Source organism: Aeoliella sp. (genome assembly GCF_965227375.1).
GTDB lineage: Bacteria > Planctomycetota > Planctomycetia > Pirellulales > Lacipirellulaceae > Aeoliella.
This window is the reverse complement of record NZ_CBDDFX010000002.1, coordinates 3,994,875-4,010,144: the sequence shown is the minus strand read 5'-3', so window position 1 is coordinate 4,010,144 and position 15,270 is coordinate 3,994,875. Positions and strand designations below refer to the sequence as shown.

Annotated in this window: 10 protein-coding genes; 4 read left to right on the top strand and 6 right to left on the bottom strand. The window is 63.7% G+C overall.

Annotated elements, in window-relative coordinates; translation table 11 throughout:
• Window positions 1-92 precede the first annotated feature (92 nt).
• On the bottom strand, window positions 93-2,399 hold the full coding sequence (locus ACQK2L_RS28690; protein WP_425400482.1) for a protein kinase domain-containing protein: 2,307 nt from the start codon (window positions 2,397-2,399) through the stop codon (window positions 93-95).
• Between the two features lie 46 nt (window positions 2,400-2,445).
• Complete coding sequence (locus tag ACQK2L_RS28685; protein WP_425400481.1) at window positions 2,446-3,567, bottom strand: FHA domain-containing protein; 1,122 nt, start codon at window positions 3,565-3,567, stop codon at window positions 2,446-2,448.
• A gap of 182 nt (window positions 3,568-3,749) precedes the next feature.
• Between ACQK2L_RS28685 and ACQK2L_RS28680 the strand changes: the two genes are divergently transcribed.
• Window positions 3,750-5,129: a hypothetical protein gene (locus tag ACQK2L_RS28680; RefSeq protein WP_425400480.1), complete on the top strand. Its 1,380-nt coding sequence runs from the start codon at window positions 3,750-3,752 to the stop codon at window positions 5,127-5,129.
• A 151-nt stretch (window positions 5,130-5,280) separates the two neighbouring features.
• Here the strand turns inward: ACQK2L_RS28680 and ACQK2L_RS28675 are convergent, their stop codons facing one another.
• Together ACQK2L_RS28675 and ACQK2L_RS28670 are read right to left on the bottom strand one after the other, a co-directional pair.
• A complete protein-coding gene (locus ACQK2L_RS28675; protein ID WP_425400479.1) occupies window positions 5,281-7,320 on the bottom strand; it encodes a hypothetical protein in 2,040 nt (679 codons plus the stop codon).
• 215 nt (window positions 7,321-7,535) lie between these two features.
• A complete protein-coding gene (locus tag ACQK2L_RS28670) occupies window positions 7,536-8,414 on the bottom strand; it encodes a hypothetical protein (RefSeq protein ID WP_425400478.1) in 879 nt (292 codons plus the stop codon).
• Window positions 8,415-8,653: 239 nt separating this feature from the next.
• Between ACQK2L_RS28670 and ACQK2L_RS28665 the strand changes: the two genes are divergently transcribed.
• On the top strand, window positions 8,654-9,931 hold the full coding sequence (locus tag ACQK2L_RS28665; protein WP_425400477.1) for a hypothetical protein: 1,278 nt from the start codon (window positions 8,654-8,656) through the stop codon (window positions 9,929-9,931).
• A 47-nt stretch (window positions 9,932-9,978) separates the two neighbouring features.
• Here the strand turns inward: ACQK2L_RS28665 and ACQK2L_RS28660 are convergent, their stop codons facing one another.
• The gene (locus ACQK2L_RS28660; RefSeq protein ID WP_425400476.1) at window positions 9,979-11,211 is read right to left on the bottom strand and encodes a hypothetical protein; all 1,233 of its coding nucleotides are present in this window, start codon (window positions 11,209-11,211) and stop codon (window positions 9,979-9,981) included.
• Between the two features lie 192 nt (window positions 11,212-11,403).
• Here ACQK2L_RS28660 and ACQK2L_RS28655 point away from each other — a divergent pair, with 192 nt between their 5' ends.
• Together ACQK2L_RS28655 and hemL are read left to right on the top strand one after the other, a co-directional pair.
• Window positions 11,404-13,191: a serine/threonine protein kinase gene (locus ACQK2L_RS28655; protein ID WP_425400475.1), complete on the top strand. Its 1,788-nt coding sequence runs from the start codon at window positions 11,404-11,406 to the stop codon at window positions 13,189-13,191.
• Between the two features lie 40 nt (window positions 13,192-13,231).
• Window positions 13,232-14,527 (top strand): glutamate-1-semialdehyde 2,1-aminomutase, encoded by a 1,296-nt coding sequence (gene hemL, locus ACQK2L_RS28650; protein WP_425400474.1) that lies wholly within the window; start codon window positions 13,232-13,234, stop codon window positions 14,525-14,527.
• 5 nt (window positions 14,528-14,532) lie between these two features.
• On the opposite strand, the gene tsaB is transcribed toward hemL, so the two are convergent.
• A complete protein-coding gene (gene tsaB / locus ACQK2L_RS28645; protein ID WP_425400473.1) occupies window positions 14,533-15,231 on the bottom strand; it encodes a tRNA (adenosine(37)-N6)-threonylcarbamoyltransferase complex dimerization subunit type 1 TsaB in 699 nt (232 codons plus the stop codon).
• Window positions 15,232-15,270 lie beyond the last annotated feature (39 nt).

The window sequence follows — 15,270 nt, the reverse complement described above, 5'->3', positions numbered from 1 at the left end:
AGAACCCTGAAGTTAACGGCTAGTTAAGCTATAACACAGAGCTGTCGGATGCACACTTTCCGACGCAGAAATGTCCATGCGCAAGCTGCCTTTTACGGCGCTACATTGTCGACACCGGAGGTAGAATTCGCCGCAGCGCCAACCTCGCTGCGAAGGTCGCTCCACTCGATGTCGTCGCGCGCGTGGAGTCGACTGGCGGCTTCAGCAATGTCGGGATAGAACTCGGCCAGGTTCGCCGCGATGTGAAGCGGGTCGATTCCCGACGCCATGGTCACCAGCACCGCCCTGGCGGAGGAAGCCTCGCACGTACCGAGGGTGGGTAGATCGCTCCGCAGTACGTCGGCCACCGTTTCGATCGACAGACCAATTGCCAGCCTTCGCCGTTGATAGGCGTAGCCGCTGAGGTCGGGCTTGGTGCGCCCGACGATATCTGCGGCGGAGTCGGACGGACCGATCAAGGTGGCCGCGAACGACTGGAGACGGAAGTCGGCGCCGGTTCGATTCCCGCGGCACACTTTGAGCGACTGGGCGGCTTCAGGCACGCATGCTTCGAACGCCAGTGTTTCGGCGATCGAGGCGAATGTCTGCGCGTGGTCGGTGGTTTGATTTCGTGGGGGAATCGGCAGCCAGCACACTGTATCGAACGGTTCGCCGGCGGCCTGGTACCTCGCCGCAGGCCCTGAGGGCGGATTGAGGCTGGCGTTGCCATGGCGCTGCGCGTGCGCCAGCTCGGTTAACAGCGCGTAGGTGTTGGCGATCGCTAGCGACTCCGTCGTGCCCGCGGTTCGTTCCGGCATGGCGAGCATTGCATCGACTTCGATCGAAACGTTCAAATCAGCCGCCAGCGATTGGGCCGCTTGGCCGATGTCGATCAGCGTGCCACCGCCGGTGCCACCACTAGTGCATGCGAGCACCACCACACGCAGCGTCGTGACGCCGGGGTTCGACTCCACCATTTGATACAGCTTGGTATACAAGCTGCTGAGTATGGATTCGGCGTGATCCACCGCAGCGATTCGGCCCAGAGGGCGGTAGCCGCGTGTTTCGAGCGATCGGGGGATGTTGTACAACCAGCGGCGACTCACCCAGCTCAGCATTTGCCGCGACCGATCGCCATACTCTTTCGGGCGTCGGAGCGGGATGTGCAACATCTCGTCGCTGTGCAGCAGGTCTTCCTTCAGTTGGCTGGCGGCTTCCTTCAACGCTTCGCGGTCGGTGTCGATCGCCAACCAGCCGACATGCGACCTACACGTTTCGCCGTCCCGCGACTCCAGCACTTTTCCACGCACGGCGTTGAGCAACTTCATGCCCAGTCCGCCGACGCCGACGAACAGCGTAGGAGTCGTAGCTGCGGTGGAGAGGTCCACTTCGGGAAACGTCATGTCCTCGACCACGGCCGAGACGGAAGGAAAGTGCAGCGGCTGGCTGTCCGTTGGTGCGACTCGAGGTTGCGGCTTCGCTGCAGCGACCGGTGACTGGGCGACCGCTTGAGTCAGCGAGGCGGCGCTCGATTGGGTGTCGTCGTCTTTGTGCTGCACTTCCACGGGCGGACGTGCAGGGTTGTTGCTCGCTGTGGGCTTGGGCGGTTGTACGCCCCCGGCGTCGAGCGCTGCCACGAACTCGCGGCAAGAGGCAAAGCGTTGCTCGGGCCGCTTGGCCAGGGCCTTGCGAATCACTTGCCGATCTCCATCCGACAAACCCTGCAGGATGGGTTCGGCCTGTGTGTGCTGTTTGGCCAGTTGGGCCGGGGTTCGCCCAGGGAAGGGCGGCTTGCCCGTGAGCATGTGTTGGTACACGATCGCCAGGCTGTATTGATCGCTGCGCGGCGAGGGAGCGTCGTCAAACACTTCCGGTGCCGAGTACAGCGGCGTCATGCCGCCCATCATCGAGTTTAGCGTGCGCGTGGCCAGTTCCTTCACCAGGCCAAAGTCGCCCACCTTTACGTGCTCGCCCACCACCAGCAGGTTCTCAGGCTTGATGTCCAGGTGCTGTAGCGAATGGCGTTCGACCAGGCAGTCGAGTGCTTCGGCGGCGTCCTTCATGTAGACGATCAACTCGTCCCGCGGAATGCCCGGCTCGCCATCGGCCACGTACTTGCGGAAGCAATCGTCGAGGCTCATGTCGGCCAGTTCGGTGACAATCACCAGTCGACCGCCCACCACGTCGAAGCGTTCGAGCGACAGTACGAACGGATGCCGCACGTCGCGAATCCGCTCCAGGCTTTTCATTTCGCGCTCAGCAAGCTCGCCTTCGCACTGCCCGAAGACAAGTTTCACCGCCTTCTCCATGCCACCCGGCGCGGTCGCGCGCCACACCTCGCCATAGCCACCCGAGCCGATACGTTCGATAGCGACGTAGCCGTCGGGAAGCTGCAGGGAACTGGCGGTGGCAGTAGACATAGTAGGATCGGTGTCAGGCGGGGGAGTAAGCTATCTCTTGTATGTCTCAGTGGGCCGCTGCGAGAAGTTCGCTACCGGCACCAAGGCGAGTACGTTGTTGGGCAACGTGAATGCCCAGGTCGCGGCACGCTTGCTGGTCGGCTGCCGAGATGCTCGCCGGCAGGGCAATCTCAATGTGCTGGGCCGAGCAGGCCGCGTGAACGATCTCGAGTCGCTGCATCCGCCGTGGCTGGTTGGCCACGTCTTGTACCATCTGACTCGACAGCACCAGGTAGTCCGGCACGGCGAGTTCCATCGCCTCGATGCCGCCCCCGCCGCCGGCGAATTCGTCGTACACGACTTGATGTCCCTGTTGCTGCAAGTGGCTCAATAGTCGCAGTGTGTCTGGCGTGGCGGTGGCCCATTCCCAGTTAACGATCACACCAATCGGTCTTGGCGCTGCCAGTACTCCCGCCACTTCATCCACAGCGTTCAGCAGGCGCTGGTCGAGCGACTCTTGCTGCGTGACGCGCAGCAGCAGGCCTTCGGCTTGTGGGCGGTCGTCGACTTGTTCGGCCGCCAGGTGCCAGGCCAAGAGTTCGAGCCGCGCGGCCACGCGGGTGGGCGTCTTTGCGTCCGCCTGACTCAGTTGGTCGTCCAACGGGGGCATCACTCGGGCTGTACTCATCAGCACTTCGCCAGAGGCGGTGTCGGCCAAGTGACTCCACTCCAGCGGTATCGCCTGCAGCAGTAAGGCCTCGCTCAAGCTACGGGTGGCGGAGAGTTCGGGCGACGCGCCGGGTAGCTCCGCCGCGGGTTTCTTACGCGGCAGTGGTTTGGTGAGCGTTCGTTGCAATCGGTTCATCGACGTGCAGACGAACGTCATTTCCACGTCCGCAATGCTCACCGAGTCGCCATCGACGATTGGGGTTTCGCGCACCGGGCGGCCGTTGACCGAGGTGCCATTGGTGCTGCCCAGATCGCGAACGCAAAACCCAGTGGGTGTGCGCACGATTTCCGCATGCTCGCGGGAAACCGACGTCGAGTTGATTTGGAAAGAGGCAGACGCCGAACGACCGATGACGAACGGAAACTCGTCGATCTCAACGGTCTGAAGCTTCGTGCTGTCGAGTGGGTAGTACTCGAAGCGCGGTCGTACGTCTCCATCCGGGGGGGTGGTTGAGAACACCGGGTAAACCTCGTCGAGCTTCAAAGTAGGACTGCTGGAGAGCGCAATCATCCCATTGCGCAATCACCTCCGCATGAAAACTCTAGCTCATTGAGCCTCCTGCGGCGCTGCGAGGCCGGATGAATGCTAGACTTCCCTAAGTGCCATAGCGAATTCCTCTTCCTCCCTGGAGCCGTCAGGCCGTGAGCACCCCTACCACCGATCTGTCCGTTACCATCGTGTCGACCGATCGAGAGTTGCTGTGCAATCTCTCGTGGACGCTTTCGTTGTTCGGGTATCAGGTTACCGCAACCTGCGACTTCAGCGACGAGAGCCCCTGTCGCCGCAACAAGCAGCCGGGATTGTTGCTGCTGGATACTCGCGACAACCCAAATGCAGCCGAAGTGCTTTCGCTGCCCCGTGAACCGGGGTACGTGTATCGCATTGCCATCGACAAGCCCGAAGCCGCCGAGCGACTATGCCTCGATGGGGCGGACGACGTGATTCGCTTTCCGGTGAACACCGGCGAATTACTCACGCGGTTGCGGGCGGGGGTCCGCCGGTTGGAGTTTGAGCACCGCCTCGCGCGACGTGCGCGTCGCGACGCGTTGACCGGATTGCTCACCCGTCGAGGTGTTGGCAAACTACTCAGCGAAGCGCCCCAGCCACCGACCACCTGCGTGGTTTTCGGCATCGACTACCTCGACCAGATCCATCGCCAGTACGGCGACCACGCCGCCCGCCACCTGAAAACGATGCTCGCCCGCTGCATGCAGCAACAGGTGCAGCACGGGGAATTGTGTGGAGTGCTGGAAGACAACGTGCTGCTGACCACGTTGAGCCGCGGCCCCGACGACGCGCGGCAGTTTGCCGACTCGGTCGCCGCGGCGTTCGCTGCGAGCGATACGCTGGTGCGGGAGATCCGCTCGCTGCCGACGCTGTCGGCCATTATCGTCGAGTGGGACCCCAACGTGGCGGCCGATGAGCAACTCGATCGCTGCGAATCAACCCTCCAGCAGGTGCGTTGGTTCGGCGGCAACCATATTGCCATGGCAGCCGATGTCCAAGGGCGTATCGCCGAGTGGCGTGCCGACATGGACGCTGGTGTGCCGTTCGAGGACGCGGTGGCGCAGGACATGATGGAACTGTTCCCGGCCATCCTCACTCGCGACCAGATCGAATCGGGCTACGAGGCGGCGCTCTCCGCCTCGGGCTTGCAACTCCCCTGCCTGCCGATCGTGGACGACGAGGGCAAGCTGCAGAAAGTGGTGCACTTTGCCGATGTCCAGCTCGGCCTGCCAGGCGGGACTAGCCAGCCGCACACCATCGAGTACCACCAACCACTCAGCGAGCTGTTCGAGGCGTTCAACACCACCGACAGCGACTACCTGGTCGTGGTCGACCAGCAGCAACGCCCCATCGGCTATCTCACCTGCGAAGGCCTCGCCAGCCTGGTGCTCGACCAGATGCATGTGGACCGCTACAGTGCGGTGGAAACGGGCCAGTCGTGCACGGCCTCCATGGTGGTGCCCGTGGTGCCGAATCGCGCCGATGCTCCCAAGCCGGTGGGGGCTACGCACTGAGCCGCGAGTTGAAGCGTACTCAAGCAGATCTTAGTCCAGCCCACGACTTACGCGTCGTCGGAGGACTCCTCGCAATCACATCTCACGACTAGGCATAGCTCGTCGGCTAGGGCGCGATGGAACTCCAGAGTCGGCTGCTGGTTAGACTCTCCTACTCCTGACCGGTCATGGCGGTGAAGTAGTTGTGTACCGCGTGGTCGAGGATCTGCGGAGTGGCCACGATGGGCAGTTCGTTGTACTCGCAGTAGTGCAAGGCCTGGTCGAGCAAGTCACGCGCTTGGCACCGACGCAAGGGCCGTCCACACGCGTCGTAGTGCGCGGCTAGCAGATACTCGATCGAGTCGTGCGGGCATTCGACCTTCAGCTTGCCGGCGAACATGCCAAACAGCTTGATAAACTCCTCACGCGACGGGGCGCCGATCTCGATCTTGAATGGAATCCGCCGCAGGAACGCGTCGTCGGCCAGGTCGTGCGGCTCGAGGTTCGTCGAGAAGATGATCAGCTGCTCGAACGGCACCTGAATCTTCTTGCCGTTGGCCAGGCTAAGGTAGTCGATGCGGTTTTCGAGTGGAATAATCCAGCGATTCAATAGATCGGTGGGATTGATTCGCTGCCGGCCAAAGTCGTCGATCAGCAGGCTGCCACAGTTGCTCTTGAGCTGCAGCGAAGCCTCGCTGATGTGACTGACCGGATCGTGCTTCAGTTCCAGGCTATCCATTGTCAACTCGCCGCCCACCACGACCGTTGGCCGGCGGATTCGAATCCAGCGTTGGTCGTGCTCGTTGTCCTTCAGCAGGCTGGAGAGTTGCGAGCCCACGCGTTCGTGGCACGCGGCGTCGTACAGCTTGATGATCTGGCCGTCTTCGACGATCGCGTAGGGGATCAGCACGTTTTGGCCGAAGCACCGCGTGATTCGCTGGGCGATGGTGGTCTTGCCGTTGCCAGGTGGGCCGTAAATGAACATACCGCGGCCGGCGCTAATGGCGGGGCCCAGTTGTTCGAGCATCTCCGGCTCGACGTTGATGTCGGAAAACGCCTGCACCAACCGATCGCGCTTCGGCTTTTCGGTGCGGATGGTTTGGGCTTCGACCGAGTCGACATAGTCCTCCAGAGGCACCGGCGCCGGGCCAGTGTAGGCGCATTCTTTCATCGCCAGCCGCGCCCGCTCGCGACCCTGATCGGTGAGCTGATAAACGTAGTCGCCCAGCATGGCCGAACCCGTGGGCGCGAGGTGCTGACGGTTGCGAAGCGTGGTGAAGCAATCTTCCAGAATCGGCAGTGGCAGGCACAGCGACTCGGAAATCTGCCGCCCGGTCTTCGAGCCGGCGTTGGCGACGGTCTTCAGAATCAGGTCCTCGACAATCGCTCCGGTCAGGCCGGTTTCTTCCAGCGAACGGGGCTCGGGTGGCAAGAACCCGTCGTCCAGGCCGAGCGCCGCGACCAAACCGTTATCGGTCTTCTTTGCTCCGCCACCAAAGTCGGGTGGCAGCGGCGAAGGCGGCGACTGCGATCGATCCGCGAACGACTGTTCCTCGCGCGGCGGCTCTTCGACCTCCGCCGGCGCTTCGTCGCGTGCCGGAGGCGCTTCTTCGTGCATCGGTGGAGCTGCCTCGGCCACTGATGGCTTGGGCTGGGTGACCATGGGTTGCGGTTCGGGGGCGGCCGAGATCGGCTCTGTCACATACCGCTGCTGTTCGGCCGCAGCAGGTTTCGGCTGAGTGACCGACCGCTGGTTTTCTTCCGCCAATTCAGCGGATACCGCCGATTGCGCATAGGTCAGCGCGCCCTCGAGCGACTCCGGCGGCTCGGCAGGGGCTTGTGGTGGGCGTTGGATGGGGGCCGTTACGTTCCTCGAGTCTTGCGATTGCTCCACCACTCCCCCTTGTTGTTCTTTGAGTTTCTGCGTGAGGTTGCGGCTCAGTTGCCAGCCAAAATTGGTCAGCTCAAACCGCTTGGGTCCACCCGACTGTCGCACCAACTGTAGCTCAATTAGTTGCGGAATGGTCTCCAGGCAGCGCATTGCGTAGCCTGGGTCGTTGGGATCGTATAGCTTATCCCGGCCCGCATGGATGGCTGGTCCGCGGGTGTCGGAGCGGGTCATGATTTCGAACGAGCCGCGGTTCTTGGCAGCCAGTTGAACCACCGCTTGATGCTCGGCGGGAAGCGTTTCAGAGTGCTCGATAGTGTGCATCGGCGCTGTGCCTTGAGGAAGGGATGGCTGGGCTAATTCTCCAGCCAAAGCCTACCTCACAGTGCCGATTCGACAGGACTCTTCGTGGCAGTCTTGTCGATTGAGACACTCCGGCCGCGCAACCCGCAAAAGCGGCACGACCGCAAGTCGTGACGTAGCACAGCGCGAGGCCAACGAGTCCCCAACACAGAGTGTGACGCTAAAGAAGTAGCGTCTTAACGGCCCCGCGCCTCTTCGGTGCGAGCCGTGAGGCGGACCTCGGCGTCCTGGTGCACCCGGCCGATGGCCTGGTAGCGGGCTGCCGTGGCGGCGCACACGCGGGCCATTCCCTGGCGGGTTGGTTCGTCGAGCTTCTCCAGACGCTCGGAAAGACGCTGCATGCCGGAAGGGTTGTTCTCGGCGGTTTTCGAAAAGGTGCCCACGAACTTCATGGTCTCGGTGAAGTTGTGGTCGGCAGTGTTGATCAGGATGGGCTTGATGGTCTTGGCCACCATCTCCGCGCCCCAGCGGTCGACCAGCACAAACGAGTCGAGCCGCGCGGTGACGTAAGGTCGGCCGTTGGTTTCGATCATCGAACCGCTGCGCAGCAACAGCACGCTCCGCGCGGTGACATGCGCCGGCACCGGAGATCCGTGGTACGTGCCTTCGCAGAAGATGAGCACGGTGTTCTGGGCGTTGTCGTTCCAACTGGCCGAAAGGAACTTCATGGTGCCGCTGGTGCCCGCCTCGTCCTTGGCGTGGTAGGTATCGGGGCCGACCTTCTCGAGTTCGAGATCCGCCACGCCCATTAGCTTCCAGAGTTCGGTCACCACCTCGGGGTTTTGACCAAGGAAGTTGAACACTTGTGGATCGCAGTCGATCACGCGCGTCGGCATCCGGCGATAGAGCGTGGCGTTGTTGACTACGTACTCCACGGCTCGCCGCTGGGTGTTGTCGAGTTTCCGCCAGGGGATTGAGCGTATGGCCTCGTCCCGCGCCGCCCGTCCGCCGGTGGCCTTCATCGCGTCGGTTTCGGCACGGGCCGCCGACGCGAGTACGAGGCACATCAGCATGACGCCGGTCACTCGCACGAGCCTTACTCCAACATGTATCATCCCTGTCCCCCCAGGTATCGGGCGCACGGTGCCCCTCGTTGGCAAACTTTGCCGATCTCAACGGTTATTTCGGCGCGCGGCGGGGGCGAAGGTCAGGCGAAACAGGAAGATTCGCGTGCTAGCACTACAAGCGCGCGAGCAACGGCTGGCATAGGCAACGTCCAACGATCGACACCGCCACCAGTGGAGTGGGCGATTGCTCTTGCGATCCCAGGCGGAACCCACCAGAATCCCGCACCATGGCTAAGTCCGCTCTGCCCGCCGAGACGCTATACATCCGCGCCGCTTTGGTGACGCTAGCGGGGGTGGTCGTGGTGATAGTGGTGGCGCTGACTGGCAAGTGGGTTGCCGTGCAAGGACTCGCGGCGCGGGTTCGCAGCGCCGACGACGCCACTGCCGGACGCCTGGTCCGCGAGCTTGCCACGTTCGGCGAAACGGCCTATCCCGCCCTGCTGGCCGCGGCCAACAGCGAGCGCTCGGCCGTGGCCCTGGCCGCGCGAGCGGAAGTGGACAAGTTGATCGACGAGTGGCAGCAGCAAGCGTACCTGCACCCGGCGACCTTCTCGCTCGATTCCCAGGCGCTGCCATTGGCCCAGGCCATCGAAGGACAACTGCCGGGATCGACCGCCAGCGGCCGCCGATGGGCCCGAAGCATATTGGTCGCGCTGGTGGACCTTGCCCAACAACAGAGTTTCGACCATCGCCTGGCGCTGGTGCAGACCTGCGACCGCGCAATCTCGAGCTTGCCAGCGGACGATCCTCCGCTAGCGTTCGAGTCGGACGTCGATTATCGCTTGACGCTCGCCCCACCGAACACTTCGCCGCTGCCGGAAGACGCGTTTGTGAGCGAGCCGCGGTCGGTGGACCTCACGCTCCCTCCAGCCGAGCTTCCGGCGGAGCCAGCCCAGTCAGCGGATGTCAGCGAGCAAGAAGTACCCGATCGGAACATGATCGTGCTGGAGGCGATTCCCCTGGAGGACAAGCTGGCGGCGGAAGCTGCGGTCGACCAGTGGAACGACGACTGGGTAGCCAGCCGGCTTCGTGAAGTACGCGATGGTCCTGCGCCGCGAGTGCCGGCTCATTCGGCCAGCACCCAGCGCCAAAGCGAGCCGCCGGCCAGCGAAAAGGTTGCTGACGACGGAACTCCCACCGACGACCAACTGCTTACCGCTTTGGCCAGCGGCGACGAGCCTTCGCAACGCGCGGCGGCCAAGCAACTCGAACAGCGCGGCTATGGTTTGGTTACCCACCGCGACGCCCGCATGGCGACTTCCGCAAGCATGGCCGACCGACTGGCGCTGGTGAACTTGTCGCTCACCTCGCCACGGTTGGAACCGAGCGCTTGGTTGTGGCGGCTTGCCCACGATCCATCGGCCGAAATTCGCGCGGCCGCGATGCTGAGCATCGCCACAACGAACGACCGCCAGTTGATCGCCGAGGCTCTCGAGCTGGCGCTGCACGACACCGATCCTCGCGTGGCCATTCAAGCCGAGATGCTGAAGAAGCGGTTGAGGTGAGCCTCGTCAGGCCTCGTGTTTAGGCGGTTCTACGCCGGGTGGAGAGCCTACCTTCGCAATGTTCCATCCACCGGCGCGACGCGAGCGGTTTGGATGTTGCGGCTGCGGTACTCGGGCAGGAAGCCGCGGGTGCCGCTCACGCCGACTCGTTGTCCCAGCAGTTGTTGCAGGTTGAGCGAGGGCGACGGGGTGATAAACGTCACCACCTGGCCCGAGTCGTCCACGAGGGCGTACGGCGGGGCGTTGCCGTTCTTCGACACCACGGGGCGCAGCACACCCACGGCGTCGAACTGGCCCAGCGCCGGATCCGGCGTGATGGGAGCGTCGGCCGTGGCAATGCTCTGCGTCACGCCGCTGGTGTTCGTGCTGGGCGCGGCGTTGCGGTAACGCTCGCCAATCGCGCTAAAGCGGCTCATCCGCCCGGCAAGGCTGGTTACCGCTTGTTGTTCGCTGGCCGACGTGGCCTGGCTGAGCAGCGTGGCCGCTTCGCGTTCCAGGTCGTCGAATCGCCACAAATTCACCGGCCCGGCGACGCGGCGCGAGAGTTGGATCTCCAGCCGGTCGAGCTTCTTGGTGAACGGGGCATCGGCCGCGAGTGGAGTTTCAGTTGGTTGCGGCTGCGGCAGTGGCGCCGCGTCGGTGGTCGGAGCTTCGGGCTCGTCGTGGGCGACCACGCGGATCGTTTCCTGGTCGTTGTTGGGATCGTCGGCCGTTTGGACTTCGATGCCGCGCCAGTCGTTGCCGCTGTCGTCGCCGGGCAGGGTCGCTACGCGGCGGGGCGCGGTTTGCGTCACGTCGACCTTGCGGACCCAGCGGAATTCGCCTGCCGGGGGAGCGATGGTTGCCCATTGCGTGTCGCGCGAGGCGGCTTTGTCGAGCACCTGCACCAACTCGCCCCTCTCCAGGCGCACATGCACGGAGCTGTAGCTGTCGTTGATCACGCTGCCGATGCGCGAGGGAGTCGAGTCGCGGCGAACTTCCGCCACGCCGTCTTTCTCTTCGCCCAAGGCCGATGCCAGCACCAGGCTATAGCTGCCTTCCGGCGGGCGAATCGCCAACCAACCGTCGCGAAGCTCCTCGTACACCTGGCACTCGGTGCCTTCGGGCAGTCGCTGCGTTGCGTAATAGTCGTCGCCCGGCCCGCTGAAGACCTTTGCGCCAGTGGGGCCGATCCACACGCTGTACGGCTTGTCGAGTGGCTCAGCCTGCGAAACCGTCGTCGCGGCGGCCAGGATCAGCAGCACGAAAAAGGGGCGTTTCGATTCGCTCGTGGGGCGCATCGCTATCTCACTCTCTCTGGGAGTTGCGTTGGGGAGAGACTCACGCAGGCTTGTAGAGCATCGCGTCGGGGTGCTCAAGACCAACGAGCGTTGCTAGCAAGCTTGCCCCATCGCAGGTAGGATGAAGTAGTTACCAATCGGGTGCTGCTAGCGTGCAGGGCCCAGCCCAAGTCGAACGCTACGCTACGCCTGATGGAATTCAACCAACTCGGCCCGTACAAGATTGGCCCCCGCCTGGGCAAAGGCGGCATGGGCTCGGTGTATCGCGGCGAAAACGTCGACACGCACGAGGTGGCCGCCATCAAGGCGCTCGCGCCGCAGTTGGCGACCAGCGAGGGCTTTCGCGAGCGCTTCGAGGCCGAGATCGAGTCGCTCAAGACGCTCCGCCACGATGGCATCGTCCGCCTGTACGGGTACGGCGAGGACAAGGGCACGCTGTTCTACGCCATGGAACTGGTGGAAGGGCATAGCTTGGAGGAGGAACTGAAGGCCGGGCGGCGGTTCACCTGGCGCGAGGTGGTCGACGTTGCCATCCAGGTTTGCAAGGCATTGAAGCACGCGCACGATCACGGCATCATCCACCGCGACATCAAGCCCGCCAACATCCTGCTGGACAAAGACGAGCGGGTGAAGCTGGCCGACTTCGGCATCGCGCGACTTTTCGGCGGAACGCAACTCACCATGGCTGGCGGCGTGCTGGGCACGGCCGACTACATGGCGCCGGAGCAAGCCGATGGCCGGCCAGTGAACGAACGTTGCGACCAGTACAGCCTCGGCTGCGTGATGTACGCACTTTTGGCGGGGCGGCCGCCGTTTCGCGCGAAGAGCTTGCCGGAGATGCTGCAGCTGCAACGCTTCGCCGAGCCCGAACCAGTGCGGCGCTACGCACCCGAAGCGCCGGAGCAGTTGGAAGACTGCATCGCGCAACTGCTGAAGAAGGATCCTGACGATCGTTTTCCCAATACGATGGTGCTGGCGCGACATCTGGAAGCAATGCGTCGGGCGCTCAGCCGTCCGTTCGATCCATCGCAGCCCATGCCCGGCGAGGAGGCCGAGGGCAAGCCGAAATCGGCTCTGCCCGCGCCGCTTGACGCGACGCAGCCCGCCACGCAACAAGGCTCAGCTGACGAGGGCGATTCGATCGACATCGACGTGGTGCCCACGTCGCTTCGCAACGCCGAGACGATCGATAGCACCGAAGCGCCCGAACCATCCGGCGCTGGCCTTGCGGGACCCACTGGCGGGCACTTCACCACCGTGGACGCGGAACGCGGCAGTGCGCTTCCCGTATTCACTCCGTCGATGTGGGCGGCGGCCATTGGCCTGGTGGCGATGGGCGTCGCGGCCGTGTGGTTTGTGTACTACATCACCCGTCCGTACGACGCCGATACGCTGTACCAGATGATCCACGCCGAGGGCGAGAGCCCCTCGGTCGACGAACTCCGCCCGCACTCGAGCGAAATCGAACAGTTCGTTACCCGGTTCCCCGACGATCCACGCACCGATCTGCTGCAGGAGTATCAGGACGAGTTGGCGCTCGACCGCGAGCAGCGCCGTTTTGAGGCGATGGCGCGAGGGCGGGGCGATGATCGCGGGTTGTTAACTGCCGAGCGATTGTACTTGTCGGCGTTGCAGAAGGCCGAAAGCGATCCTCGCACCGCAGCCGAGGAACTATCGAGCCTCGCCAGTTTGTTCGGCTCGGGCACGGATGAAATGGAAGAGTCGGAGCGCGAAAGCACCGCGGCGGTGGTCGAACTGGCGCGCCGGCAACTAGGGAATCTCGAGTCCGTGGTCGCCAAACAGAACAAGACCGACCTGGCGACGTTGACCGCGCGGCTCGACGCGGCCGAAAAGCTGAGCGAGGATAATCCCGAGCAGGCGAAGGCGATTTGCCTCGCGGTGATCGAGTTGTACGAAGAGCAGGCGTGGGCCACCGAGTTGGTGGATCGTGCGCAGGCGTTAGCGGAGTCGTTACCTTAAGAACTCAAACGTTAGGCATCCACTCGAAAAGGACCATCGAATGCCACCCGTCGTGAATCGTTCCCAGAGCCAAGAAGCGTTCGCCCGCGCCCAAAAGTTGATGCCCGGTGGGGTGAATAGTCCTGCGCGGGCGTTCGGCGCGGTGGGGGGCGAGCCGATCTTCATTGATCATGCCGCCGGTGCGTATCTGCACGACCTGGATGGCAACCAGTACATCGACTACATCGGCTCGTGGGGCCCGATGATTCTGGGCCACGCCTACCCGCCCGTGGTCGAAGCACTACACAAGGCTGTGGATGGCGGCACCAGCTACGGCGCACCGACGCCTGGTGAGAACGAGTTGTGCGAGTTGATCGTGGAATTGGTGCCGTCGGTCGAGAAGGTCCGCCTGGTGAACTCGGGCACCGAAGCCACGATGAGCGCCATTCGCCTGGCGCGGGGCATCACCGGGCGCGATCGTATCGTGAAGTTCGCCGGCAACTACCATGGGCATGTCGATAGCCTGCTGGTCGCCGCGGGCAGCGCGGCGGCCACGCTCGCGGTGCCGAACTCGCCCGGCGTGACGGACGGCGCTTCGGCCGACACGCTGGTGCTGGAGTACAACGACGCGGCCGGGCTGGAAGCCGCGTTTGCCGAGCACGGCGCGACGATCGCCGGGGTGATCTTCGAACCAGTGTGCGGCAACATGGGCGTGGTGACGCCTACGCAAGATTTCCTCCGCGCGCTGCACGCGGTCACCAAGCAGCACGGCGCGCTGCTGATTTGTGATGAAGTGATGACCGGCTTCCGGCTCTCGCCGGGCGGAGCGCAGCAGCTACTCGGCATCCACCCCGATATCACCACGCTTGGCAAGGTGGTTGGCGGCGGCTTGCCGGTGGGAGCTTACGGCGGCTCGGCCGAAGTGATGAGCCAAGTGCTGCCCGAAGGCAAGGTGTTCCAGGCCGGCACGCTGAGCGGCAATCCGCTCGCTACGGCAGCCGGGGCAACGACACTTCGCACGCTGCGCGACGATCCACCCTACGACGAGCTCGAAGGGCTTTCGGCACGATTGGAAGCGGGACTCAAGAGGGCAGCCGAAGCAGCGGGCGTGCCCACGACGCTCGCCCGCGTCGGCAGCATGCTGACGTTGTTCTTCTCCGGCGAGCCGGTCACCAGCTGGTCGTCGGCCGCCAAGTGCGATACCGAGCGATTCGCGGCCTACTTCTGGGGCATGATGGACCGCGGTGTCTACCTGCCGTGCAGCCAGTACGAAGCATTGTTCGTTTCGGCCGCCCACACCGAGACTGACATCGACAATACGATCGCCGCGGCCGAAGAGGTGCTGGCGGCGGTGTGAGAGCCTCAGCCTTGGCGCTGGGCGCGTGCTTTTTCTTCCGCGGCGCTCAGGCGGTGGTAATGAGGAACCAACTGGAACGGATCGGCCGACTCGCCACGCCCCAACAGCGACAGCCCTAACTGCCCGACCGATTGGGCGTGCGGTTGGCATTGGTCGTCGGTGGCGATGGTGACACCTGCGGGAATTTGCTTGGCGTACCGCGCAGCCACCGGGCCGACGACCACATCGCCCGGCTGTAGTTGCTGGAGCCAATCGGCGCCCGCCAGTAGTTGGGTGCGGTCGGCGTCGCCCAATTGATCGAGGACCGCGCTGTCGTATTTGGCCGTAAACACGTCGCCCCGCTGGGCGTCGAGCACCGCCCACACACTGCTATTGTCGGGCGTGGGAACCTGCGTGGCGAGGGCATCCAGCGTGTTGACGCCCACCAGCTTGGCCCCCGTGGCATAGGCCAAAGTTTTGGCGGCCGTGATGCCGATACGCAGCCCAGTGAACGACCCCGGGCCACTGGCCACGGCCACGGCCACGAGATCTGCCGGCGCAACATTGGCCTCGGCCAGCAAGTTTTTGGCAGCCGGCACCAGGGCCACCGCCACCCGTTCGTTGGCTGGTAGCGCGACGTGTCGCTCGAGTGTCCCCTTGCAAAACAGCGCAATCGAAGCGGTGCGACCGGAGGTTTCCACAGCAAGTAGCGGGCAGTAGTTCATGGTGTGCGGCTTGACGCAAGTCCAATGGAGACTTAGATT